Here is a 24718-nt window from a genome sequence, read left to right as displayed (position 1 = left end):
GGCGCTATCGCGCCTCAAATCACGAGCGGGGTGCATCCGGCGCGAGCAGGACGCCTTTCGTGAAGACGAAGCAACCATAGCCCCGCTCCTCGCCGGTCGCGATCACGCAATACGCCTTGCGCGCCCGCTCATAAAAAGCGAAGCGTTCGATCGAGGCAAACGGCACCTCGCGCCCTTCCGCTGCATTGACCTCGGCCTGGGCTTCGCGCTGCACCGCCGGAATCGTATGCGGCTCGCCCACCACCTCCATCCGCGACGCGGGCTGCTCGATGAATGTGTCCAGCGGCATCACCGAGAGCACCGCGCGAATCGCACGCGGCGAACTTACGCCGTCGAGGTGAAGCAACTTGCCGAGCACGGTCCCCTGCGCAACCGACGTGCCCGGGAAGTTCGCGTCGCAGATGACGAGTTCGTCGCCATGGCCCATCGAGCGCAGCGCATGCAGGATATCGGCGTTCAGCAGCGGGTCGAGATTCTTCAGCACGGTGTCTCCTTGTTGTCCGGTTGCCCCGATCGACGGGCTTGCCGTCGGGGTTGGGTAGCGCGACGCGCACGTGCTCACCGCTGGGTTCGGGCTTGCCCGAAGACGGTCGTGCGGCTGCAGCGCGTTGCATCGCACACATCGCATTGCGACGATCGATTGTAGCAAGCAACGTTGCGAGCCTCAGCGCAACGCGGCTGGACGCCGCCGACCGCTACGAGAGCGCCGCCGCCCTCCCTGTCGACGCTGCACATCGGCAGGCCGCCACGCCGCGCGGCATCCGGAGCGGCGCTGGCTGTGCAGCCGCACTGCCACCGCAGCCAGCCGATCAGCGCGAGCAACACGAGCCCCGCGCCGCCCAACACCGGCTCGCGCCAGCCCAGCAACGCGATGAACATGAACGCCCGCGCGCCGGCCAGCAGCGCGAAGCCGGCGATGGCGCTGGACCACGCGTCGACGGCCGTCGACAGGCGCGCGAACGCGATGAGGGTTTGAACCGGCGTTGGGGCGAAAGGCTCGTGCATGACTCGTCTCCGTGAAGAAATGCGCGGCTCAGGCGCCGCCGGGCGCCTCGTCGAGGAAACCGGTGACTGCCTGCAGACGGCCGTGCGCATCCACTACACCGAAGTCCGATCCCTTGACGATCGCGTCGCCTGCGGGCGTGGTCAGTTCCCACGAAAAGCGCAGCCGGTTCGCAAAACCGTCGACCTCGGTCGTGCGGCGAAACACGTGCTGCGGGAAGCGTTCATGCACCGCGCGAATCATCGCGTCGATGCCGTCGTGGCCCGTGCCGGCGAGCAGCGGATCGCGATAGTCGGCTTCGGCGCTCCATGTCGCGGCGATCAACTCGCGACGGCGCGCGCCATCGGTCTCGTTCCAGACGTCGAAATAACGGTCGATCAGATCGGTATGCGCATTCATCTCAAGACTCCTTGTGGGCATGACTGAGCACTACGCTCGGCAGACACGTCGTATGCGGCGGGCTCGGAGTGAAGATTGATCGCTCGCAAGCGCGGCGTCGATTACGTGGGAGGTAAGGATTCGGGTGCACCGGCACGGGCGAACACCCGCCTTTTTACGGTGCCTTGCGTCTGTGTTTGTCCATCGGATTAGCCATCTGGCCGAATCGTCAGGAGCCGAGCAGACCGCTAACCTCATGTGGCAAAAGGGGGCCGCGCGGAGACAGCGCGCAGCATGTGAAGCAACGAACGGGGTGCGGCGGCAAGCCGCTTTATCAATATGATTTTCTCACTTGCATCGACGTATCCACAGGGATACAATCACAAACAGATCGGCACACCGCCTGTGTACACGGTCAACCGCACCGAGGTGTTCGACACCTGGCTGGCGGAACTCCCAGATCTACGCGCAAGGGCGAAAATCCTCGTGCGGGTCCGGCGCGCGGAGCGAGGGAATTTCGGCGACGTGAGGTTGCTGGAAGAAGGCGTGTTCGAGATGCGCATAGATTGCGGTCCGGGTTACCGGGTCTACTACGCGCGTGAAGGGCGCATGGTGTATCTGCTGCTTTGCGGTGGCAACAAGTCCACGCAGCAGGCCGATATCAAGCATGCCAAAACAATGTGGACAACAATCAGAGAGGATCGATCATGAGCAAGATCAAAACGGCACGGTTCGACGCATCGCACTACCTCGACAGCGAGGAAATGATCGCTGAGTATCTGAACGCAGCACTCGAAGAAGGCGACGCCGACCTCCTTCTCGCGGCAATCGCCGACATCGCAAAAGCGCGCGGCATAGCGAAGGTTGCGGCTGACGCCGGACTCGGGCGCGAAAGCCTCTACAAAACGCTCGCGCCCGGTTCCAAACCGCGTATGGACACGGTGTTCAAACTACTTCGCGCACTCGGCGTCAAGCTCAACGCCGTGCCCGAAGGCGTGGCGCCCGCCTGAGTCGCACTGACTATCTTGTGCAAGCTCGTATTCCGCAACCACACTCAGTGATTGATATGGTCTGAACGTCGTCAAAGTCAGCGGCAAGAACATCTGGACGGGACGCACGACGCGTGAGCGCGCAGAGAAGCACCACGACTGGGAAGAGGCCTTGCGATTCGGACGTCACGCCGTGGAAAGCGGTACGCATCACGATTCGCACTGCTGGATCTTCACCCGCGCAAGTGATAGCGGCGACGCCGACCGGGAGCGGCGCCCTGTTCGCGGCACGTTCTTGAGTAAGCCCCCCGCCATGACGGAAACGCGTAGGCACACGCGCGGTAGAGAACAGGTTGAAGTTAAACTAGCCGGATACCATTCCGGACGAATTCCGGGCGCCTTGGGCGGGACGTCGGTCGCGGCACTCCCGCATTACCTGTCAGGTAATGGATTGCTCGGATGCTTTGGCTATCATCGATCGCATGAACACACTTTCTCTTGCGCAAACGGTTCCTTCGCACGCATCGAAGGCCGGTCGTACGGTCGGCGACCTGCTGCGCGAATGGCGGCAGCGGCGCCGCATGAGTCAGTTGCTGCTCGCCACTGAAGCCGAGATCTCGACCCGGCATCTGAGCTTCGTCGAATCGGGCCGCGCGGTGCCTAGCCGGGAAATGGTCATGCATCTTGCCGAACGTCTCGACGTGCCGCTGCGGGCACGCAATGCGCTGCTGGTCGCGGCGGGTTATGCGCCGCTGTTTCGCGAGCGTGCGTTGTCCGATCCGCAACTGGCTGCCGCGCGCGAGGCCGTCGAGCTGGTGCTCAAAGGCCACGAGCCCTACCCTGCGCTCGCGATCGACAGGCACTGGACCATCGTTGCGGCAAACAACGCGCTCGCGCCGCTGCTGGCCGGCGCCAGTCCCGAACTGCTCAAGCCGCCGGTCAACGCGCTGCGACTGAGCTTGCATCCGGACGGTATCGCGGCGTCCATCGTCAACTGGCATGCGTGGCGGGAGCATGTGCTGACGCGGCTGCAACGTCAGATCGACGTGAGCGGCGACGAGACCTTGAGCGCGCTACGCGACGAGCTGGCCGCGTATCCCGCGCCGCCGGGCGCGGATGCAGCTGATAAGGACGACACCGCCGTCAGTCAGATCGCCGTGCCACTACGGCTGCGCACGCCGATCGGCGTGCTGTCGTTTTTCAGCACGACCACCGTGTTCGGTACGCCAGTGGACGTCACGCTATCGGAACTTGCGATCGAGGCGTTCTTTCCCGCCGATCAACAAACCGCCGCGGCATTGCGCGAGTTTGCCGAAAGCCAACGCGCGGAAGCTGAGCGATAGACTTTCCAAAGCGCTTGCGCGCTATCGGGAAGCGGGCTCGCAGTCCGGGCCTTTTAGCTCGTGGCCATTCTCACGCAAGCCCCCGTATAGAGGTACAAGAAGATGCGCTTGAACGACGCCGCCATACTCGTACGCCAACTCGGACCCGCCGATCGCGACGCCTATTTCCAGCTTCGTCTACGCGGGCTGAAGGCGCATCCGGAATTGTTCGGCCAGAGTTACGAGGAAGCGCTGGCGAAGGGTGCGGCGCAGCACGATGCGAGCTTGCAGGGCTTGCACGCCGCCGAGGGTGACTTTCTGCTGGGCGCTTTTCTATCGTCCGATACGCCGCTGATAGGTGTGGTCGGATTGGCGCGCAACCCGCGCGCGAGGGAGCGGCACAAAGCTGCCGTCGTCGGCATGTACGTCGCGCCGGAAGCCACAGGCCGTGGCGTCGGGCGCGCGTTGCTCAACGAATTGCTGGCACGAGCGGAGCGCGTCGACGGTTTGCGGCAACTTCAGTTGATGGTCGACAGCAGCAACGGGGCGGCGCGCAAACTCTATGAGTCGGTGGGCTTTCGTCAGTACGGCCGGGAAGTCGAGGGGCTGAATGTCGATGGCGTTTTTTACGACACTGATCTGATGATGCGGTTTATGTGATGGAGGTGGACGCGCGGCACGCACGGCCTACCGGCGAGATCCGCGCCGGCGGTACCGACGCGGGGCCGAGCATCTGAGTGCCGGCGTTCGCGCGTGAGCTTCCAAGTGGTTGCGCGCCCGGCACCTCAACCCAGCCGCCCATCCCTTGCGCGATCCATGCTATCGTTTTCGATTGGCTTTCCCCGCCACACCCGCCTCAAATTGTCTCCCCGCCCGCCTTCGGGCAGCCTTTGATCAGCCGTTTGTCAGTCAACTCACCATGTCCGACCTCTCCACTCTGCTCCCACGCGTGCCGCGCCGTTTCGATATCAATCCGAAACCGCTTGGCGCGGCACTCGTTCTCATCGCGCTCGGCGCGATCTATCTGGCGCAAACCGTCAGTGGCCGCCAGGCGGCGCTCTACATCGTCGGCGCCCTGCTGGGGATGTCGCTTTATCACGCCGCGTTCGGCTTTACGTCGGCCTGGCGGGTCTTCATCGCCGATGGCCGCGGCGCCGGTTTGCGTGCCCAGATGCTGATGCTCGCCCTCGGCGTATTGCTGTTTTTCCCAGCGCTCGCCGCCGGCACGCTGTTCGGCCATCCGGTGGTCGGGCTCGTCGCTCCGGCCGGCACGTCCGTGGTGGTCGGCGCGTTCATGTTCGGCGTTGGCATGCAGTTGGGCGGCGGCTGCGCGTCCGGCACGTTGTATACGGTGGGCGGCGGCAGCACCCGCATGCTCGTCACGCTGGCAGCGTTTATCATCGGCTCGGTCGTTGCGACCGCGCATATGCCGTTCTGGACCGCGCTGCCGTCGCTCAAACCGCTCTCGATGGTGACGACCCTCGGCGCAGGCTGGGCCATCGTGCTGAATCTGATCGTTTTCGCGGCCATCGCGTCGCTCACTGTGCTGGTCGAGCGGCGCCGCCATGGCCGGCTAGTCAATGAGCCGTCCCGTCAACCTCACGCGTCGCCGTGGCTGCATGGCCCGTGGCCGCTGTTCGTCGGCGCGATCGCGCTGGTTCTGCTCAACTTCGCCACCTTGGCGCTGTCGGGCCGTCCGTGGGGCGTGACGTCGGCGTTCGCGCTGTGGGGCGCCAAGATCTTCGCGGCGCTCGGCATCGACGTGGCCAGCTGGCCGTATTGGGCCGCTCACGCGAATGCGGGCTCGCTGGCTGCCCCGGTTACACATGACGTCACGTCGGTGATGGACTTCGGCATCGTCCTTGGCGCGATGACGGCTGCGGCGCTCGCCGGCCGTTACGCGCCAGTGTGGAAAGTGCCGGCGCGCTCGCTGTTCGCGGCGGTGGTCGGCGGCCTGATGCTGGGCTACGGCGCCCGTCTTGCCTATGGTTGTAACATCGGCGCGTACTTCAGCGGCATCGTGTCAGGCAGCCTGCACGGCTGGCTCTGGCTCGTCGCAGCGTTCGCCGGCAACGTCCTCGGCACACGCCTGCGGCCGGCGTTTGGCCTCGAAGTGGAACGTGTGCGTCAGACGGGTTGCTAGACGTTACAAAGAACGTTACAAACGCGGCTTCGGTTGTAACCGGGGCCGCACCAACAAGTTACATCTTTGATGTGTCCCCACGCAGTGCCAAAGCTAGGTATTTATTACACGGCCTTGGCGCTCGCTTCTTTCTTGCTTTTTTATTCAAGCAGAATTACCGACTCTCCCCGGCTTTCAGCTCCTCGCCCGGGCAACCGAGCTAACCCACTGTATTACAAAGCGTTTCGTCGTTTAGAGGGAAATCTCGGGTCGAAAAAAATCCGCTAAGCATCGTCGATTACAGCAGCGTGAAAAACTTACCGAAAATTGATGCATCTTTTTGAGATATTTTTTTTAGAAGGGATTGATTTCTTGTTTTACCCTTCATACAATTCGTCCCAAGCTGTTACGAAATGTAACGCGATGTATCAAAAAGTCGCCATCTGTATCAGGTGGTGACAGTAGCCGGAGGGCTGCGTTTCCGGCGAGGCACAAATGACATAACGGCCAAAAAAAAGAAGGCCGACATAGTAATTCGGGGCTTCGGAAACAGAGAAAATGGACCGTAGCAGCGAGACGCTGGATTCAATCCGCGAGATCAACTTGTCTTACATCATGCTTGCGCAACGCATGTTGCGCGAGGACAAACCGGTCGGTATGTTCCGCCTGGGACTGTCGTCGGAACTGGCCGATTTGCTGGCGGGGCTCTCGCTCGCGCAGATCGTCAAGCTGGCTTCTTCCGATCAGCTTCTGTGCTTCTTCCGCTTCAACGACCACTCGATGTTGTCGGCGTTGACGCAAACGACAAAGCACGCAGCAGTTGCACCGACTCACGCGGCGATCCTGCTTGCAGGCCAGCCCGCCGAGCAGTTTGCTTAATCGAGGTGACTGCGATGCTCAAGCGTAGCCTGACGGAAGACGCACAAGAAGTATTCCGCGCGATCGCGCTGATCGAACTCGGCGCCCGCATGCAGGTGCTCGAAAGCGAATTGACGCTCTCGCGCGACCGCATGATCCGCCTGTATCGCGAGGTCAAGGGCGTATCGCCGCCCAAGGGCATGCTGCCGTTCTCGGCGGACTGGTATATGACGTGGCTCGCGAACATTCACGCGTCGCTGTTCTACAACACGTACCTGTTCCTGAAGAAGGAAGCGCGTTGCTCGCATCTGGATGCCCTGACCAAAGGGTATCGGCTGTATCTGGAACATTGCCAGCACAGCGAGACCGAGCCGGTGCTCGACTTGACGCGCGCATGGACGTTGGTGCGTTTCTTCGACGCCGAGATCCTGCAGTTGACCAAGTGCTGCCGTTGCACCGGCAAGTTCGTCGCGCACAAGCACGATCTGCAGCACAACGTGGTGTGCGGCGCTTGCCAGCCGCCGTCGCGCGCCGGCAAGACGAAGAAAGCCGCAGCCGCTCGCCAGGAAGCGCTCGAAGCGGCGCAGGTCGCGCAAGCCGCCTGATTCGAAGTGACTCGACGAGGGCTGGTCCGGCCCGACTCGAACCGAAGCCTTGAAAAAAAATCCGCACAGTGTGCGGATTTTTTTTGCCATCACGGCGCCCATCGACGCCTGTCACGTTGGTGAATCAGCCGGCCAATCCCACCGTCTGCACGACGAGCCAAAGGTTCGCAGCACTGATCGCGCCGAACAGCAACCACGCGAGAAGCCGGGTCGGCAGCCGGTTGGCGAACTCGCCCATCAACGCGCGGTCGTTGGTCATGCGAATCAGCGGATAGAGCGCGAACGGCAGTTGCAGGCTCAGCACGACCTGGCTTGCGACCAGCAATTGGCCGACCGCGCCGTTGCCCAGCATCTGCACGCCGATCAACGCGGGAATCAATGCCAGCGCACGCGTGATGAACCGCCGCTGCCAGCACGGAATCTTCAGCTTCAGGAAGCCTTCCATGATGACCTGCCCCGCCACCGTGCCGGTGAACGTGGAGCTTTGCCCCGACGCAAGCAGCGTGATGGCGAACAGCACGGCCGCAAAGCCGGTGCCGACGATCGGCGCGAGCAGCCGGTAAGCATCTTCGATCTGCGTCACCTCGGTGTGGCCGGTCGCATGAAACGCCGCGGCGGCAAGAATCAGGATTGCCATATTGATCAGCAACGCGAGCAGCAGCGACGCGATGGTGTCGATTCGCGACATGCTGATCGCCGAGCGGATGCCTGCCGAATCGCGCTTCACCGCACGCGTTTGCACGATCGACGAATGCAGATACAGGTTGTGCGGCATCACCGTCGCGCCGAGAATGCCGATCGCCAGATACATCGGCTCGCGCGAATTGAGCGCCTGCCACGACGGAATCAGTCCTTGCGCGACCGACGGCCAATGCGGCTGCACCAGCGCGAGCTCGATGATGTAGCCCACGCCGATCGTCGCGATCAGGCCGAGCATGATCGCTTCGAGATCGCGGAAGTTCTTGCCCTTCAGGCCGAGCACGATCAGCGTGTCGAACGCGGTCAGCAGCACGCCGGTAGTCAGCGAGCAATTGAAGAGCAAATGGAACGCGAGCGCGCCGCCGAGCACTTCGGCGAGATCGCAGGCCACGATCGACAGTTCCGCAAGCAGCCACTGCACTCGCACGACCGTGGGCGAATAACGCGCGGCGGACAATTGCGCGAGGTCGCGCCCGGTGGCGATGCCTAAGCGCATGCTCAGACATTGCAGCGCCATCGCCGCGAGGCTCGACAGAAGCACGACGAACAGCAGGCTGTAGCCATAGCGCGAGCCGGCTTCGATCGCGGTGGCCCAGTTGCCCGGGTCCATATAGCCGATCGAAACCAGCAGGCCGGGGCCTGCGAATTGCAGGATCTTCTTCCAGAAGGGCGCGCCTTGCGAGACGGCAACCGAGCCTTGCACCTCGGATGGGCAAAACGGCGCCGTAGCGGTGGTCGGTAGTTTGAACAGCAAGCCGGAGATCTCTTGAAGGGAATCAACCACGGCGCCTCGTGAGAAGCCGCCGCGAACCGCCTCAAGTGTACAAAGAAACCTCGGGCAATGTCCCGCTCAGTGCATAGCGGCCGACGTCGCGCACGCGATAGTCGAGCGGATCATGCAATGTATGCACGCGGGCGTTGCGCCAGAAACGGTCGAGCGCGAGCGGCGCATGCGCGGCGCGCGCGCCGCAGGCGTCGAACAGTGTTTCGCTGACGTCGAGCGCGGCGCGATGCGCGACGATCTTCGCCTCCGACGTTGCGAGCGCGACTTGCGCGCGGGCTTCGGCGGACAACGACGGGCCTTGCCGCCAGGCGTCGTCGAGTGCGTAGGCGGCGCGCGTGGCCAACGCCTCGGCACTCACCGCCTGCAGGCGCATCTCGCCGAAGCGCTGGATCAGATAGGGATCGTCGGTGGCCTTGTCGACGCCTGAGGTGATCCACGGCCTGCCGTGCTGGGTGACGTACGCGCGGGCTTCGTCGAGCGCGCCCTGCGCGATGCCCACGAACAGATTGGTCAACACCTGCTGCGAAATCAGCGTGCGCAAACTCGCGTACGGCGTGTCGGCGCGCTCGAGCACTTCATGCGGCTCGACCCGCACCCGCGCGAACGACACGCTGCCGCTATCGGTCTGCCGCTGGCCAATCGGGTTCCAGTCTTCGTGGACGGTGATGCCCTCGCGCCCGGTCGGCACGACTGCGAACACCGGCTTGCCGCTGACCGGATCGTGTGCGGAGACCGTCATCATCTGCGAGCCGCGCGTGCCGGAGCAAAAACCCTTCTGTCCATCGAGCCGATAGCCGCCGTCGCCTGTTGCCGTTGCGACTAGCCGCGTGTCGAGAGGATTCACCGCATTGCCCCACCACCAGCGATGTTCGACCGTGCCGTTCAGATAGCGCGTGCGCTGCTCCGGATTGCCCCAGACATTGACGCTCACCACCTGCAGGCAGGTGAAGCCCAGCAGATGCGCGAGCGCACTGTCGACCCGCGCGATCTGCCGGATCGTGTCGTAGATATCGGGCCAACGCGCGCCGGGGCCGCCGAATTCACGCGGCACCGCGAGCGTGAGCAGACCCGCGTCGGCGATCCATTGCTTTTCCTGCGCGGCGTGGCCGCCTTCGCGATCGCGCTGCGCCGCGCTCGCACGCAACGCGTCGAGCAGACCGGCAAGATCGCGCGCTACCGGTGCGGCCGATGCCTGACGCGTTTGCAATGCGTCGGCATGACGAGGTTCGTTCATGCAATGTCCATGTGAAAAAGTTGGGTAAGCGGCAACAGTCGCGTCTCACACAATTTTGATCTGCTCGACGGACACACATGCGGGCACCGCGTCGGCGCCTGCTGCGTCAGCCAGCATGACAGGCAGCGATGCCGGCACGCGATAGCCGGTATGCACGCACCTATCGGCCAATCATATTACGGACTGCGACTGTTACGTTCGTTGCGCGAGCCGCCGCACGAAACGGTCGCCGACGAACTGAACCGCCGTCACGATCACGATCAGCAGCACGATCACCGTGACCATCACGGTCGTGTCGAAACGCTGATAGCCGTAACGGATCGCCAGATCGCCGAGGCCGCCCGCCCCGACCGCGCCCGCCATCGCCGAAGAGCCGATCATCGCCACCACGGTAATCGTGAAGCCGCCGAGAATGCCCGGCAACGCCTCGGGCAGCAGCACATGCCAGACGATGTGCCGGCGTTGCGCGCCCATCGCCTGCGCGGCTTCGATCAACCCACGATCCACCTCCCTCAGGCTCACTTCGGCGATGCGGGCAAAGAACGGAATCGCCGCAATGCTGAGCGGCACGATCGCCGCCCATACGCCGATCGTCGTGCCGATGAGAACACGCGTGAGCGGCAACAGCGCCACCAGCAGAATGATGAACGGCGTGGAGCGAAACGCGTTGACGAGCGCACCGAGCACACTATTGACCGCGCGCTTTTCGCAGATGCCGCCGCGCGTCGTGCCGACCAGCACCAATGCGAGCGGAATGCCCACCAGCGCGGCAATGAACGCGGACGCACCCACCATCACGATGGTGTCGCGAATCGCGCCGGCCAGTTCGGAGAGCCAGAGATCAGACATAGCCGAGCACCTCGACATGGTTGGCGTAGCGGCGCGCCCGCTCGAGCAGCGTGGCGACCTGTATTTGCGCGGGTCTGTCCGCATCCGCCCTCACTTGCGCCGATACCACCAGACGCCCTTGCGCACGCCCCTGAATCCGGTCGATCCCGCCGTGGACGAAATTCACTTGCCCGCCATCGAAGCTCAATGCCGCCGCTAGCGCGCCGAGATCCGGCTCGTGTGCATCGGCGCCGGTGAAGCGCACGTCCAGCAGAATGCGCGCGTCGTCTTGCGCGAGATCGCGCACGGGCTTGACGCGCTCGGCCAGGTCCGCGGGCAGGTCGTGCACCAGCGTACGAAGCAGCGCACGCGTCGCGTCATGCTGCGGATCGCCGAATACGCGCCACACCGGGCCGTGTTCGACAACCTCACCGCGCTCGATCACCGCAACGGTGTCACAAACCTCGCGAATCACTTCCATTTCATGCGTGATCAGAACGATGGTCAGATTCAGCCGCCGATTGATATCGCGCAGCAACGCGAGAATGGCCTGAGTGGTTTCAGGGTCGAGTGCGGACGTGGCTTCGTCGCAGAGCAGAATGTCCGGGTCGGTGACCAGCGCGCGGGCAATGCCGACCCGCTGTTTCTGGCCGCCGGACAGGCTCGCCGGATACGCGTCACGCTTGGCTGACAAACCCACCAGTTCGAGCAGCGCATCGACCTTTTTATCGATCGCCGCTTTCGGCACACCGGCGATTTTCAGCGGCAACGCGATGTTCTCCCGCACGGTTTTCGCGGAGAGCAGATTGAAATGCTGAAACACCATGCCGATGCGTCGGCGCAACGTCACCAACCCGCGCTCGTCGAGTTCGCCCACGCTCACGCCGTTCACACGCACCGCGCCGGAACTCGGCTTTTCCAGGCCGTTGACGAGCCGCAGCAAGGTCGACTTGCCCGCACCGCTGCGGCCGATCATGCCGAACACCTCACCACGCGTCACCTGCAACGAGACGTTCGCAAGTGCCGTCGTCGGCTCGCCGCGTGCGCTGGCGAACACCTTGCCCACGTCGTCGAACACCACGGCGGCTTGCGTCGCCGCGCCGTCGTCCGGCCCCGGCTTCATCGCGAGGGACGGCGCGTCTTCAATGAATTGCGTCACGTCGAAAAGATTCGCCATTGCTTCGCTCCTGTCACGCTTGCACGACGGCTTTCAAGGTAACCTGTGCTTGCCGCCGATGCCGCGCACCGGCATGCACCTCGGGCAGCCGCGCACGGCCGCCGCCGAACAGCTTCTCGCGCAGCGTGGGCGCGGGGTCGTAATCCTCCTTGTAGACGCCGCGATTCTGCAACTCCGGTACCACCCAATTCACGAAGTCTTCGAACGATTCGGGCATCACCGTGCGTGTCAGATTGAAACCGTCGACACCGGCTTCGTCGATCCACGACACCAGTTCGTCCGCGATCTGTTGCGGCGAGCCGACCACCGGCTTCGCGCGGCCACCGAGCGTCATCTGTTCGAGTACCTTGCGCTTGGTCCACACGCCGTTCACGCTCTTCTTCGAAATCGCTTCAATGGCCGATTGCATCGACTCTGTCTTCACATAGGAGATCGGCTCATCCAGTTCGTACTGCGAGAAATCGATACCAGTCGAACTCGAGAAATGCGCGATGCCGCCTTCGGCACTCGCATAACGCCGGTACTCGGCGAATTTTTCCTGCGCCGCGCGTTCTGTTTCGCCGACTACAACGGTAATGCCCGCAAAGATTTTGATGTCGTCCGGCGCGCGCCCGAAACTCACCGCACGCGAGCGGATGTCGTCGACGATCGAGCGCGTCAACTGTTTGTTCTGTCCGCTGACGAACACACATTCGGCGTGACGCGCCGCGAATTCCACGCCCCGGCTCGACGAGCCCGCCTGATACAGCACGGGCGTACGCTGCGGCGACGGCTCGCTCAGATGAATCGCGTCGATCGAATAGTACGGGCCGTCGTGCTTCACGCGGTGTACCTTGTCCGGATGCGAGAAGATGCGCGCCGCGCGGTCGCGCACCACCGCATCGTCTTCCCAGCTCTGCTCCCAGAGCTTGTAGACCACGTCCATGTAGTCTTCGGCGCGGTCGTAGCGGTCGTCGTGATTGAGCTGCTGCGCGAGGCCCATGCCGCGCGCAGCGCTATCCAGATAGCCCGTGACGATGTTCCAGCCCACGCGTCCTTTGGTCAGATGATCGAGCGTCGACATGCGCCGCGCGAACAGATACGGCGGCTCGTAGGTCAGATTCGACGTGACGCCGAAGCCGATATGTTTCGTCACGTGCGCCATCGCCGGCACGATCAGCGACGGATCGTTGATCGGAATCTGCACCGACTCGCGCAACGGCGTATCGGGTCCGCCCTGATAAACGTCGTACACACCGACGATATCAGCGAGAAAGATCCCGTCGAATTTGCCGCGCTCCAGCGTTTGCGCGAGACTCGTCCAATAGTCGAGGTCCGTGTAATGCGCCGAACGATCGCGCGGATGCGTCCACAATCCATGATTGATATGGCCGACGGCATTCATGTTGAACGCGTTCAGCAGAATCTTCTTTTTCGCCATCGTACGGCTCCTGTCGTTTTCAGCTACGGCTGCGCACAATGCTTACCACGCGACGGCATAGAGGTTGCCGAACGCTTTGTCGAGCGCGGCGCGCACGGCCGGCGAATGCTGGTAGATCGAGATGAACTTGCGGATGCGCGGATCGTTCGCACTTTCCGGACGCACGACCCACTGGATCGCGTAGTTCTTGTTTTCGAGGCCGTCGAACAGCAATGCGCTATTCGGGTCGGTAGTGCCCGCAAGCTTGATGAAGCTCGGGTAGCCCTGCGCGAGATCGACGTCGTCGAGCGAACGCGCGAGTTGCGACGCTTCGAGCTGGACGATTTTCAGGTGCTTCGGATTCTCGACGATGTCGAGCGTCGTCGCGCGATAGTCGATGCCCGGTTTCAGCTTGATGAGGCCGGCGCGTTGCAGTAGCAACAGACCACGCCCACCATTCACCGGATCGTTGGCGATCGCCACCGTCGCGCCGTCCTTCAACTCGTCGAACCGTTTGATCTTCTTCGAATACAGGCCGATCTTCATGATCGTGCCCGGCGCAATCGCGACGAAGTTATAGCCGCCCTGTTTTTTCGCGTTCTCGAGAAAGGGAATGTGCTGAAAGTAGTTGACGTCGATGTCCTTGTTCGCGAGCGCCGCGTTCGGCGTGTTCCAATCGGTGAACTCAATGAGCTTCACGTCGAGCCCCTGCTCCTTCGCCTCGCGCACGGCGATCTTGAGCGCCTCGATCTGGGGACTCGTGGAGGTGCCGATTTTGAGCGTCGGCGCATCGGCGGCAAACGCTAGTGAGGCTGGCAGTGCGAGCACGGAAGCGAATGTCAATGCACCGGTCAGCGTGAGAATCGACGTGTGGGAAGCGCGTAAAAAGCGCCGCACGGTGGACAGGAAAATGCTCATGATGAACTCGCAGAATTGGGCGTGGTGTTATCTCGGGACGAGCCGATCCAACGGCCTGCGCAGAGGCGCGCTCAGACAGGCCGGCAAACATCGGGCAGCGGAAAGGTGCAACGTATGGCTTGAGCGCCGCGTGGCGGCGGTCAAACGCGCGGGGCGATCAGCGCGGACAGCGGAAGGTCGGACAGGTCATCGCCTCTCTCCTGATGAGGTGCGAATCATCATAGAGGGCAGCCATCCGGCGGTCTACGAACGGATTTTCGAAAGGAAATCGATAAAAACGATTTGGATGAAAAAACGCCGGGTCGCGCTGTTGCGCGACCCGGCGTTTGTTACGTTGCGGTGCTGAAGAGTCAATCAGTTAGCGCTTTGCCACCTGTTGCGGCAAGGCTGAGGTCGAAGCCGATGCCAAAGGCGACGCCGCATCAGAACCCGCAGCCGGCGCAACCGCCCCAACCGCGGTATCCTGCGCAGTCACCTCTCCCCAACCGCCGCCCAGCGCGCGAATCAGATTCACCGTCGCTACCGCCTGCGTGCCCGACAGATGGCTCGCCTGCAACTGCGAAATCAGCACCTGCCGCTCACCGTCGATCACATCCAGATAACTGACCGCACCCTCCGTGTACTGTGTGCGCGACAGATGCGCCGCCCGCTGCGAGGCCTGCACCGCGTCGTTCTGCTCACGCATCTGGTCGTCGAGCAGACGCAGATCGGCAAGGTTGTCCTCGACCTCACGGAACGCCACCAGCACCTGCTGACGATACTGCGCGACATCCTCGTCATACTTCGAGCGCGCTTGCGCGAGATTCGCCTTGCGACGGCCACCGTCGAACAGCGGCAGCGTCAATGCGGTACCCGCCAGCGGACCGAGAATGAACGCGCGGCTCGACCACATGAACAGATCGCCGAGCGTCGCCGATTCAAAACCAGCCGCGCCGGTGATATCGAGCTTCGGGAAGAACGCGGACTTCGCTAGCCCCACGCGCGCATTCGCCGCCTGCATCGCCCGTTCCGCCGCCGAAATATCCGGCCGCCGTTCAAGCAACGCCGAAGGCAAACCGGCCGGCACGCGCGCCGTCACCGGCGCGAGCGGCGCTTCCGCGAACGAAAAGTCCGCCGGCGGCTTGCCGAGCAAAATCGCAAGGCTGTGCTCGGACGCCGCACGCTGACGCGCGACGCCGACCGCATCGGCACGCGCGCTCGCGAGTTCGTTGCGCGAGCGAGACACATCCAGCTCGCCGATATCGCCTTCCTTGAAACGACGTTCGACCAGCTTCAGCGTGTCCTCACGCAACGCGACGGTGCGGCGGTACAGCTCCTGATCCTTATCGAGCTCGCGCAACTGGAAGTAGTTCTGCGCGACATCGGCCTGCAACGACAGTTGCACCGAACGGAACAGCGCTTCGCTCTGCTGCTCGTCCGCACGCGACGCGTTCACGTTCGAGCCGACACGCCCGAACAGATCCGCTTCGTACGACGCGCCCACCTGCGCGCGCCAGATCGTGCCCGTCGTGCCGCCCGCGCTGTCCGGCTGGAATTGCGAGGCCGCCGATGCACGCTCACGCGTCGGACCGAAGCCCGCATCGATCTTCGGAAACCAGTCCGATTTCGCTGCCCGCGTCACCGCGCGCGCCTGCTGGACACGCGCCGCCGCTGCCTTCAGATCCTGATTCGCGGCAGCCGCCTGCTCTTCGAGCGCATTCAATTGCGGGTCGCCGAAAATCGTCCACCATTCGCCGCGATGCGCGTCGTCGGCGGGCTGAGCCTGCTTCCATGTGCCGACGTCCTGCGCGGAAGGCGCGGACGCAGCGGAAGTTGCCGACGCCGCAGCAGGCGCTTCCTTGAACGCGACCGGCGTATCCACGTCCGGCCGCTTATACGTCGGTTCCACCGAGCAGGCGGCGAGCAGCGCAACCAGCAAACCGCTGACCGCCGCTCGGCCCCACCCGCCCAACGTGTCAAAGCGCGAGTGCGGTCCAGATTCAAAGCGTTTCATTATTGTTTTCTCCTCACGCGTCCGTCACCGGCGCGCCATAGTGCGGCGAATCCTTCTGCGCGACGTGAATCGTCCCGCCTGCCAGCGTACGCAGCACCACATAGAACACAGGGGTCAGCATCAGACCGAACAGCGTGACGCCGAGCATGCCGAAGAACACGGCGATACCCATCGCATGACGCATCTCCGAACCGGCTCCGCTCGACAGCACCAGCGGCACCACACCCATGATGAATGCGATCGACGTCATCAGAATCGGCCGCAGACGCAGGCGGCTCGCCTCGATCGCCGCCGACAGCGGCGTGTGTCCGTCATGTTCGAGTTCGCGAGCAAACTCGACGATCAGAATCGCGTTCTTCGCCGATAACCCCACCAGCACCATCAAACCGATCTGCGTGAAAATGTTGTTGTCCCCGCCGGTGAGCCATACACCGGTCAGCGCGGACAGCACGCTCATCGGCACGATCAGGATCACGGCGAGCGGCAACGTCAAACTTTCATATAGCGCCGCGAGCACGAGGAACACGAGCAGCACGCTGATCGGGAACACCCACATACCTGCATTGCCAGCAAGAATCTGCTGATACGTGAGGTCGGTCCATTCCAGCTTCACGCCGTGCGGCAGCACTTCGGCCGCCACGCGCTCGGCCGCGGCTTGCGCCTGCCCCGACGAGAAGCCGGGCGCGGGTCCGCCGTTGATGTCGGCCGCCGTGTAGCCGTTGTAACGCACCACCATTTCCGGACCATAGGTCGGCGTCACCGTCACCAGCGACGACAACGGCACCATGTCGCCAGCCGCATTGCGCGTCTTCAGTTGCAGGATGTCGTCGGCACGTTGACGGAACGGCGCATCCGCCTGCACCCGCACCTGATACACGCGGCCGAAACGGTTGAAGTCGTTCACATACAGCGAGCCAAGATAGATCTGCATCGTGTTGAACACGTCCGTGACCGGCACGCCGAGTTGCTTGGCCTTCACGCGATCCAGGTCGACGTTCAGTTGCGGCACGTTGATCTGATAGCTCGAGAAGGTCGGGCCGAGTTCTGGCGCTTGCGCCGCGCGCTTCACGAACGCTTCCGCCGCCTTGTTCAACTCCGCATAACCGACTGCGCCGTGATCCTCCAGTTGCATCTTGAAGCCGCCGAGCGTGCCGAGACCGAGCACCGGCGGCGGCGGAAACACCGCAACGAACGAATCCTTGATCGCGGCGTACTGCTGGTTCAACGCACCGGCAATCGCACCGGCGGAGAGCTTCTTGTTGCCACGCTCCTTGAATGGCTTGAGCGTCACGAACACGATGCCCGCGCTCGAACTATTGGTAAAGCCATTCACCGACAAACCGGGGAAAGCCACCGCGCTTTCCACGCCAGGCTGCTTCAGCGCAATGGCGCTCATATCGCGAATCACTTTCTCCGTGCGATCGAGCGACGCACCGTTCGGCAACTGCGCGAACGCGATCAGATACTCCTTGTCCTGCGCCGGCACGAAACCGCCCGGCACCACGCGCGAGATGAGCACGGTTGCGCCCAGCAGGATCGCGTACACCGCGAGCATGGCACCCTTGCGGCGGAGCACACCCGTCACGCCCCGGCCATACGCTTCCGAACCGCGATGGAAGACCTTGTTGAAACGCTTGAAGAAGCCGCCGAGTACACGGTTCATCGCCCGCGTCAGGAAGTCTTCTTTCTCGCCATGGCTGCGCAACAGCAGTGCGGACAACGCCGGCGACAGGGTCAGCGAATTGAACGCCGAGATCACCGTCGAGATTGCGATGGTCATCGCGAACTGCTTGTAGAACTGACCCGTGAGACCCGTCATGAAGGCGAGCGGCACGAACACGGCGACCAGCGTCAACGCAATCGCGATGATCGGCCCGCTCACCTCGCGCATCGCCTTATACGTCGCATCGCGTGCACTCAGCCCATTTTCGATGTTTCGCTCGACGTTCTCCACCACCACGATCGCATCGTCCACCACGATCCCGATGGCGAGCACCATACCGAACAATGACAACGCATTGATCGAGAAGCCGAAGGCGAGCAGCAGCGAAAAAGTCCCGACAATCGACACCGGCACCGCGATCAACGGAATGATCGACGCGCGCCACGTCTGCAGGAACACGATCACGACGATCACCACCAGAGCAATCGCTTCGAGCAGCGTATGCACCACGGCCTCGATACTCGAGCGCACGAACTGTGTCGGGTCGTAGACGATCCGGTATTCGACGCCGGCAGGCATGTCTTCGGCGAGTTCTTTCATCGCCGCACGAACCTGTTCGGAAATCGCGAGCGAGTTCGCACCCGGCGCCTGGTTGATGGCGAGCGCGACCGCCGGCTTGTTGTCGAGCAGCGAACGCAGACCGTATTCCGACGCCGCGAGTTCGACGCGCGCGATATCGCGCAGATAGGTCACGCCGCCATCCGGCGCGGTCTTCACGATGATGTCGCCGAATTCGCCCTCGGTCTTCAAACGGCCGCGCGCATTCACCGACAACTGCAATTGCGTGCCCGGCACCGAAGGCGATGCGCCGATCACACCGGCCGCCACCTGAATGTTCTGCTCACGAATCGCGTTGACCACTTCGGTCGCCGTCAACCCACGTTGCGCGACTTTCTGCGGATCGAGCCACACACGCATCGCGTAGTCGCCCGAACCCCACAACTGCACTTCGCCGACGCCCTGAATCCGCGCGAGCCGATCCTTGACGTTCAGCAGCGCGTAATTGCGCAGATACGTCATGTCGTAGCGGTTGTTCGGCGAGATCAGGTGGACCACCATCGTCAGCGTCGGCGAACTCTTGATGGTCGTCACGCCAAGCCGTTGCACGTCTTCCGGCAGGCGCGGCAGCGCCTGGTTGACGCGGTTCTGCACCAGCTGCGTCGCGAGGTCCGGATTGGTGCCGAGCTTGAACGTGACCGTGAGCGTCAGATTGCCGTCGCTATTCGCCTGCGACTGCATGTACAGCATGTTCTCGACACCGTTGATCTGTTCTTCGAGCGGCGAAGCCACCGCCTCGGCGATCACCTTCGGATTCGCGCCCGGATACTGCGCGTGCACCACCACCGACGGCGGTACCACTTCCGGATACTCCGAAATGGGCAGCTTGAAGAGCGAAATGATGCCCCCCAGCAGGATCAATACCGATAGCACCCCGGCAAAGATCGGTCGATCAATGAAGAATTTGGATATGTTCATGGGAAGCTCTTAACGTTGGAGCATGCGCCGCGCTAGCGTGCCGCGGCGCACGGGGCTCACGAATTCTTGTCCGCTTTCGCACGCGTTTGCGCGAGCGGCGCGCTGTTCGGATCCTGGTCGGTCGTCATCGGCACCATGTGCGCACGCACCGAGTCACCCGGCCGCACGCGCTGAATACCATTGACGACGATGCGGTCGCCGCCCTTCAGTCCGTCCTTGACGACGCGCAGGTTGCCCTGCATGCCGCCCACCGCGACTTCGCGGTACACCACGTGATTGCCCTGATCGACCACCAGCACGAACTTCTTGTCCTGATCCGTGCCGACCGCCGCATCGTCGATCAGCAGCGCCGGGTGCGGCGCGCTGCCGCCCACCTTCACGCGTGCGTACAAACCGGGAATCAATGCACCGTCCTGGTTATCGAAACGTGCACGCACCCGGATCGTGCCCGACGACGTGTCGAGCCGGTTGTCGACCGATTCGATCGTGCCGCTGCGCGAGTAGCCGCTTTCATCCGCGAGACCCAGTTCCACCGGCACCTTGCTGCCGTCTTTTGCGCGGCTCAGGTATTGCAGGTAGGTTTGTTCGTCCGCGTCGAACGATGCGTAGATTGGCGATACCGACACCAGCGTGGTCAGCGGCGCCGAACTCGCGCCCGCCGACACCACGTTGCCCACCGTGATTTCCGCGCGCGATACGCGCCCCGCCACCGGCGCCACGATCTTCGTATAGCCGAGGTTGATGCGTGCGGTTTCGAGCGCGGCTTGCGCGGCCTTCAGATTCGCGCTCGCCTCGCGCGCGGCGTTCTGCTTCTCGTCATAGTCGCGCTTGGCGATCGCGTTGTCGGCGATCAGGCGCTGCGCGCGCTCCCAGTCGCTTTGCGTGTAGCCCGTGCGCGCCTGCGCGGCCGCGAGCTGCGCCTCGGCGCGATCCACTTCGGCGGCGTACGGGCGCGGATCGATCACGAACAGCGTGTCGCCTTTCTTCACGAGCGCGCCGTCCTTGAAGTTGACCGAGACGATCGTGCCCGGCACCTGCGAACGGACGTCCACTTTTTCGACCGCTTCGAGACGGCCCGAATAGCTCTGCCAGTCGGTGATCGTTTTTTGCACCACGGTGGCGACATCGACTTCCGGCACGATGGTCGGCGCGGCGGGCGAACTCGCATCGACGCGGATCGCGCCGAACGTGCCGAGCCCGGCGACGGCGATGACGACTAGCGCGGCAATCGCCACGCGGCGGCGGGAAAGAGGAAGGATGGTCATGTGAAGCTCCCGGTATCGTTGATTGAAATTCTGTTTATCGATGGGCGCGCGCATCGAAGCGCCACTGAAAAAAGCGCACCGCTTCCTGCAAAGCGGGCGGATGATCGGCCAGCGCGGCGTGCGAAACGCTCGGATAGCGGACCACCTGGGTCAGCACACCCGCGTCGATCAGACTGCTTGCGTACTTCTCCGCTTCCACATGCAGCACGTCGTTCTGCGCGGTCGCGATCAGCGTGGCAGGCAGGCCCGCGAGCCGCGCCGATTCGAGCGGCGCCGCGTACGGGTGCATGCGTTGCGACGCCTGCGGCAGATACGCGCGATAACATGCCGCGCACTCTTTTGCCGTGATGTCGGAGCCCAAACGCTGTTCGTCACCCAGACGCGTGAGGCTTGGATCGAGCATCGGCCCGAACAGCGCCTGCGCGGCAATCTGCACGTCGCCGCGATCGCGCGCGATGAACGCGAGGCAGTTGGCCAACTGTCCGCCCGCGTCGTGGCCCGCTACGCCGACCTTTCTGCTATTGCCGCCGAACGCCCGCGCCCGCGTCTGCACCCACAGCGCCGCGCGGTGGGCGTCTTCTGGCGCGGCCGGAAACGGAAACTGCGGCGCGAGCGAATAACCGACCGACACGACCAGCGCCGGTAAGTGTTCTGCGAAATAACGCGCGGCGAAGTCGGCCTGGTCGATCGAACCCTTCGTAAAGCCGCCGCCGTGGAAATAAAGCAGCACGGGCAATGCGGTTTTCTTCGCCTGCCGGTACAAACGCAGTGTGATGTCCTGTGCGTGTCCCTCAATCTGTACGTCGGTGATGTCGAGTGCCGTGCTGTCTGCGGCTACCGGGCTGTTGGCGGCGGGCGCGAAAGAGTACGGCGGTTTAAATGCATCCATGTCGGGCTGCGCAATGCGCATAGAACTTTCAATGGTGCGAATTGTGGGTTCAGCAGAGTCGTAAATAAATGCCTATAATCCGGCAACACAATTCGGCGCCCCTGAACAATCGAGTGCGATTGCTCTGCGGATTCGATTTCCGCCCGGTGCGCCCGCCCCTTCTGGAGGTTTGCAATGGACCGGCTTCAGGCCATGCAAGTGTTCACGCGAGTCGTCGACACCAACAGCTTTACCCGCGCAGCGGAAACGCTCGACCTGCCGCGCGCATCCGTCACCACGATTATTCAGAACCTCGAAGCGTTCCTCGGCACGCGTCTGATGCATCGGACCACGCGGCGTCTGTCGCTCACGCCGGACGGCGCGGCGTACTACGAACGCTGCGTGCGTATCCTCGCCGACGTCGAAGAGACCGAAGCCAGTTTTCAGAGCGGCAATAAAAAGCCGCACGGCAAGCTGCGCATCGACATGCCGGGTTCGATCGGGCGCCTGCTGGTGATTCCTTCGCTGTGTGAATTCCACACGCGCTATCCGGACATCGACCTGCAACTCGGCCTGTCGGACCGGCCGGTCGATCTGTTGCAGGAAGGCGTGGATTGCGTGGTGCGCGTGGGCGCGCTACAGGATTCCTCGCTGGTGGCGCGGCGTATTGGCCTGTTCGAGGGCGTGACCTGCGCAGCCCCCGACTACATTGCGCGTGCAGGCATGCCGTCTTCGCTCGAAGACCTGGAGAATCACAAAGCAGTTAATTACTTTTCGAGCCGTACGGGGCGCACGATCGATTGGGCCTTCATGGTTGAGGGCAAAGAAGTCGAAGTGAAGATGAAAAGCATCGTGTCGGTGAACGACGCGGACGCCTACGTGACGTGCGGACTCGAAAGTTTCGGCCTGATTCAGCCGGCGCTCTTCATGGTGCTGCCGCATCTGCGCTCGGGTCAGCTGGTGGAAGTGTTGCCGGAGCTGAAGCCCTTGCCGATGCCGATTTCCGCAGTCTATCCGCACAGTCGTCATCTGTCGCCTAAAGTCCGTGTTTTCGTAGACTGGATCGCGGAGCTGTTCGACCGTTGCCCGTTGCTGAGCGGACGCGGCAGTCTCGACGCGACCTGCACGAAACGCACTTTCGAAGAACGCGAGTCCGCGCCGATGCTCGACACGCCGGTGATTACCGAATGGGTCGCGTGATGCACTGAAATTGAAGTACGGAATCTGGAACACTGAATTCCAACCGCGGCTCTAATGCCGCGGTTTTTTTATTCCATCAATGGCTTTAACTCGATTGTTCCGGAATCGCGACAATTCATTTCGCGAAAGTGCGATTTATCCGCACTCGCTCAAAGTCTACATTTCACCCTGCCGCAGCACTCCTCGTGCTGCAAACGAATCAGGAGTGAATCATGAAACGCAATCTTCTCGCAGGTCTCGCTCTTTCTCTGCTTGCAAGCACATCCGTGTTCGCACAAAGCAACGGCGGCGGTGGTATCGGTCGCGCCGGCACTTATGAAACGCCACCCACGCCGAGCGCGAGCGCGAAAACGCGTGCCGAAGTGAAGGCGGAACTGGTCGCCGCTTATCGTGACGGTTCGCTACCCGCATTGAATCGCACCAGCTATCCGAACAAAGGCTTGATCGGACAGACACAGGCCGCACGTATCGCACTGCAGGAAAGCACGAGCGGCGACGTCACACGCGTCGCCAAGGGTCAGTAAGACAGACAAAGACGCCACAATGATTCGGTTTCCAAAATAAATCATCATTGCGGCGTCATTCATGCACTCTTCAAAAAGGAGCTCATCATGACACCATCCGAACTGGACAACTGGGATACCGACACGCCAGTGTGGACGCCGTATCGCGCGCCACAACATTGAGCGTGACCGGCCGTTTGAAGTTTGCGGTAAGCGTTGTACGTGTGCCCGCGGTATTGCTCCGCGGGCACATTGCTATCCGGATCTATCGAAGTGATTGGCCATTATCGTTTCGGTACACCTTCGCGCCACTCGCCCCAATGCGTGACGATGTCCTGCACCAGCGGATTGCCTGAGCGGAACAGGTTCTCGATAGCGATCGTAAAGCCGCCTTGCGCCGCATAGTTGAGCAGGTTATCCGCGCTCGTCTGGCCATCGTAGGGGCGGTCGAAATCGGAGCCCGCGCGCAATACCGCGACGCGATTCAGATCGACCTTATGCACCGAGGCCGCACGCTTGAGCGCTTCGTAGGTGGCATTGTCCTCCTGCTGCGTCGTGCAGTAGACGCCTTTGCCATCGGTCAGAATCTTCGTCCAGTCGCGGGCGCGCTGGCCGAGCTGCGTGCCGGACCACCACGTATCGCCAGCCAGCGTATCGCATTGAATGACCGACGGCGGGCGATTGGCCGGCGCATAGGAATATTTCGCGCGAGCGGCCTGAGCCTGCGCGCTATCGGACAACACGACGCTGCGCGACAACGAAAATGCCGTATCGGCGAGTTGGGTGTTCAACTGGAATACTTCGGTGCGATAGTCGAGCGGCGGCTTGTCCGAAGGGCTCGTCGTGTTGATTCCCAGATAACCCGTGTTCCAGCCAGGCGGAATCTCGCGTGCGTCGATCTCCCACTGAATGCCGAAGTCGACCAGATACTTCGCCCAAGCGGCCGAGCCCACCGTGCCCTGCTGCGGATCGATCCCGGCAATGCCGGCGACCATGAAGTACGTGTGCCGCAAATCGAAACGCGGCGAGAAGCTCAGCGCCATGATCGACGCCGCCGCGTTGGTGTGCCCCATGCCGGTGGTCATCACGCAGATATCCTGCTTGTTGCAATGAACCGCCGGGTAATCGGGTGACAAGCCATCCACCGTGATATCGCGCCATGGCCCGAGCCGATCGAGCCACACCTGGCCTTCGGGGCCGAACATCGAAATGATCATCACCTTGACGGGCTGCCCATGTGAGCCGCCGTTGCCGTGAGAGGCAGCGTCGTTGTCGTCCGCGCTGGCCGGTCCGGACGAAAAGGCGGCGCAAGCCGCAAGTGCAACGGCGCAGAACGCGCCGAGTGAGCGAGTCAGCATCATGTTCTTCCTTTTA

General features: G+C 62.7%; 24 protein-coding genes. 10 read left to right on the top strand and 14 right to left on the bottom strand.

From position 1 onward, the window contains the following. Window positions 1–19 precede the first annotated feature (19 nt). The 3 genes from PQQ53_RS05750 to PQQ53_RS05740 all read right to left on the bottom strand — a co-directional run bounded on the left by PQQ53_RS05750 (window position 20) and on the right by PQQ53_RS05740 (window position 1402). Window positions 20–484, bottom strand: a complete 465-nt coding sequence (locus PQQ53_RS05750; protein WP_408323417.1) for an RbsD/FucU family protein — start codon at window positions 482–484, stop codon at window positions 20–22. 74 nt (window positions 485–558) lie between these two features. After that, window positions 559–1005, bottom strand: coding sequence for a hypothetical protein (locus PQQ53_RS05745; RefSeq protein ID WP_408323416.1), 447 nt, complete (start codon window positions 1003–1005; stop codon window positions 559–561). Between the two features lie 28 nt (window positions 1006–1033). Continuing rightward, the gene (locus tag PQQ53_RS05740; RefSeq protein ID WP_408138948.1) at window positions 1034–1402 is read right to left on the bottom strand and encodes a nuclear transport factor 2 family protein; all 369 of its coding nucleotides are present in this window, start codon (window positions 1400–1402) and stop codon (window positions 1034–1036) included. A gap of 384 nt (window positions 1403–1786) precedes the next feature. Here PQQ53_RS05740 and PQQ53_RS05735 point away from each other — a divergent pair, with 384 nt between their 5' ends. From PQQ53_RS05735 to flhC, 7 genes are all read left to right on the top strand, one after another. Further along, on the top strand, window positions 1787–2092 hold the full coding sequence (locus tag PQQ53_RS05735; protein WP_408138950.1) for a type II toxin-antitoxin system RelE/ParE family toxin: 306 nt from the start codon (window positions 1787–1789) through the stop codon (window positions 2090–2092). Then, window positions 2089–2391, top strand: a complete 303-nt coding sequence (locus PQQ53_RS05730) for an addiction module antidote protein (RefSeq protein WP_408138952.1) — start codon at window positions 2089–2091, stop codon at window positions 2389–2391. Before PQQ53_RS05735 ends, PQQ53_RS05730 begins: the two co-directional genes overlap by 4 nt. Before the next feature lie 461 nt (window positions 2392–2852). Continuing rightward, window positions 2853–3713 carry a helix-turn-helix domain-containing protein gene (locus PQQ53_RS05725; protein WP_408323415.1) on the top strand — a complete coding sequence of 287 codons (861 nt, stop codon included), beginning with the start codon at window positions 2853–2855 and terminating at the stop codon, window positions 3711–3713. Window positions 3714–3815: 102 nt separating this feature from the next. Beyond that, entirely contained in the window at window positions 3816–4352 is a 537-nt protein-coding gene (locus PQQ53_RS05720) for a GNAT family N-acetyltransferase (RefSeq protein WP_408152024.1), read from the top strand. Between the two features lie 259 nt (window positions 4353–4611). Continuing rightward, window positions 4612–5835: a YeeE/YedE family protein gene (locus PQQ53_RS05715; protein ID WP_408323414.1), complete on the top strand. Its 1224-nt coding sequence runs from the start codon at window positions 4612–4614 to the stop codon at window positions 5833–5835. A 537-nt stretch (window positions 5836–6372) separates the two neighbouring features. Then, on the top strand, window positions 6373–6693 hold the full coding sequence (flhD, locus tag PQQ53_RS05710; protein ID WP_042324711.1) for a flagellar transcriptional regulator FlhD: 321 nt from the start codon (window positions 6373–6375) through the stop codon (window positions 6691–6693). A gap of 14 nt (window positions 6694–6707) precedes the next feature. Beyond that, window positions 6708–7277 (top strand): flagellar transcriptional regulator FlhC, encoded by a 570-nt coding sequence (gene flhC / locus PQQ53_RS05705; protein ID WP_408138960.1) that lies wholly within the window; start codon window positions 6708–6710, stop codon window positions 7275–7277. Between the two features lie 124 nt (window positions 7278–7401). Here the strand turns inward: flhC and PQQ53_RS05700 are convergent, their stop codons facing one another. The 6 genes from PQQ53_RS05700 to PQQ53_RS05675 all read right to left on the bottom strand — a co-directional run bounded on the left by PQQ53_RS05700 (window position 7402) and on the right by PQQ53_RS05675 (window position 14316). Continuing rightward, the gene (locus PQQ53_RS05700) at window positions 7402–8730 is read right to left on the bottom strand and encodes an Nramp family divalent metal transporter (RefSeq protein WP_408139546.1); all 1329 of its coding nucleotides are present in this window, start codon (window positions 8728–8730) and stop codon (window positions 7402–7404) included. Window positions 8731–8791: 61 nt separating this feature from the next. After that, window positions 8792–9994: an acyl-CoA dehydrogenase family protein gene (locus PQQ53_RS05695; protein WP_408323413.1), complete on the bottom strand. Its 1203-nt coding sequence runs from the start codon at window positions 9992–9994 to the stop codon at window positions 8792–8794. 192 nt (window positions 9995–10186) lie between these two features. After that, window positions 10187–10843 carry a methionine ABC transporter permease gene (locus PQQ53_RS05690; RefSeq protein WP_408323412.1) on the bottom strand — a complete coding sequence of 219 codons (657 nt, stop codon included), beginning with the start codon at window positions 10841–10843 and terminating at the stop codon, window positions 10187–10189. Next, on the bottom strand, window positions 10836–11999 hold the full coding sequence (locus tag PQQ53_RS05685; RefSeq protein WP_408323411.1) for a methionine ABC transporter ATP-binding protein: 1164 nt from the start codon (window positions 11997–11999) through the stop codon (window positions 10836–10838). The genes PQQ53_RS05690 and PQQ53_RS05685 overlap by 8 nt, the downstream gene beginning before the upstream one ends. 13 nt (window positions 12000–12012) lie before the next feature. After that, window positions 12013–13419 carry an LLM class flavin-dependent oxidoreductase gene (locus PQQ53_RS05680; protein ID WP_408323410.1) on the bottom strand — a complete coding sequence of 469 codons (1407 nt, stop codon included), beginning with the start codon at window positions 13417–13419 and terminating at the stop codon, window positions 12013–12015. A 42-nt stretch (window positions 13420–13461) separates the two neighbouring features. After that, window positions 13462–14316, bottom strand: coding sequence for a MetQ/NlpA family ABC transporter substrate-binding protein (locus PQQ53_RS05675; protein WP_408323409.1), 855 nt, complete (start codon window positions 14314–14316; stop codon window positions 13462–13464). Here PQQ53_RS05675 and PQQ53_RS05670 point away from each other — a divergent pair. Beyond that, a complete protein-coding gene (locus tag PQQ53_RS05670) occupies window positions 14315–14662 on the top strand; it encodes a hypothetical protein (protein ID WP_408138971.1) in 348 nt (115 codons plus the stop codon). The two genes, PQQ53_RS05675 and PQQ53_RS05670, sit on opposite strands and share 2 nt — an antisense overlap. 12 nt (window positions 14663–14674) lie before the next feature. Here PQQ53_RS05670 and PQQ53_RS05665 read toward each other — a convergent pair whose 3' ends face one another. Genes PQQ53_RS05665 through PQQ53_RS05650 form a run of 4 tightly spaced genes read right to left on the bottom strand, consistent with a single transcriptional unit; the run spans window position 14675 to window position 21662 of the window. Further along, window positions 14675–16309: an efflux transporter outer membrane subunit gene (locus PQQ53_RS05665; RefSeq protein ID WP_408152019.1), complete on the bottom strand. Its 1635-nt coding sequence runs from the start codon at window positions 16307–16309 to the stop codon at window positions 14675–14677. Between the two features lie 13 nt (window positions 16310–16322). Beyond that, window positions 16323–19508: an efflux RND transporter permease subunit gene (locus PQQ53_RS05660; RefSeq protein ID WP_408152018.1), complete on the bottom strand. Its 3186-nt coding sequence runs from the start codon at window positions 19506–19508 to the stop codon at window positions 16323–16325. Window positions 19509–19564: 56 nt separating this feature from the next. Continuing rightward, window positions 19565–20773: an efflux RND transporter periplasmic adaptor subunit gene (locus PQQ53_RS05655; protein WP_408152017.1), complete on the bottom strand. Its 1209-nt coding sequence runs from the start codon at window positions 20771–20773 to the stop codon at window positions 19565–19567. A 34-nt stretch (window positions 20774–20807) separates the two neighbouring features. Further along, window positions 20808–21662, bottom strand: a complete 855-nt coding sequence (locus PQQ53_RS05650) for an alpha/beta hydrolase (protein ID WP_408152016.1) — start codon at window positions 21660–21662, stop codon at window positions 20808–20810. Window positions 21663–21836: 174 nt separating this feature from the next. Between PQQ53_RS05650 and PQQ53_RS05645 the strand changes: the two genes are divergently transcribed. Next, the gene (locus PQQ53_RS05645; protein WP_408138981.1) at window positions 21837–22841 is read left to right on the top strand and encodes a LysR family transcriptional regulator; all 1005 of its coding nucleotides are present in this window, start codon (window positions 21837–21839) and stop codon (window positions 22839–22841) included. Window positions 22842–23053: 212 nt separating this feature from the next. After that, a complete protein-coding gene (locus tag PQQ53_RS05640; RefSeq protein WP_408138982.1) occupies window positions 23054–23365 on the top strand; it encodes a DUF4148 domain-containing protein in 312 nt (103 codons plus the stop codon). A 263-nt stretch (window positions 23366–23628) separates the two neighbouring features. Here the strand turns inward: PQQ53_RS05640 and PQQ53_RS05635 are convergent, their stop codons facing one another. Further along, window positions 23629–24702 (bottom strand): purine-nucleoside phosphorylase, encoded by a 1074-nt coding sequence (locus tag PQQ53_RS05635; protein WP_408323534.1) that lies wholly within the window; start codon window positions 24700–24702, stop codon window positions 23629–23631. Window positions 24703–24718: the final 16 nt, after the last annotated feature.

Origin of the sequence: Paraburkholderia strydomiana (genome assembly GCF_046030495.1) — a bacterium.
GTDB classification, from domain to species: domain Bacteria; phylum Pseudomonadota; class Gammaproteobacteria; order Burkholderiales; family Burkholderiaceae; genus Paraburkholderia; species Paraburkholderia strydomiana_A.
Note: the sequence above shows the minus strand (reverse complement) of the source record. Positions and strands in the feature narration are given on the sequence as shown.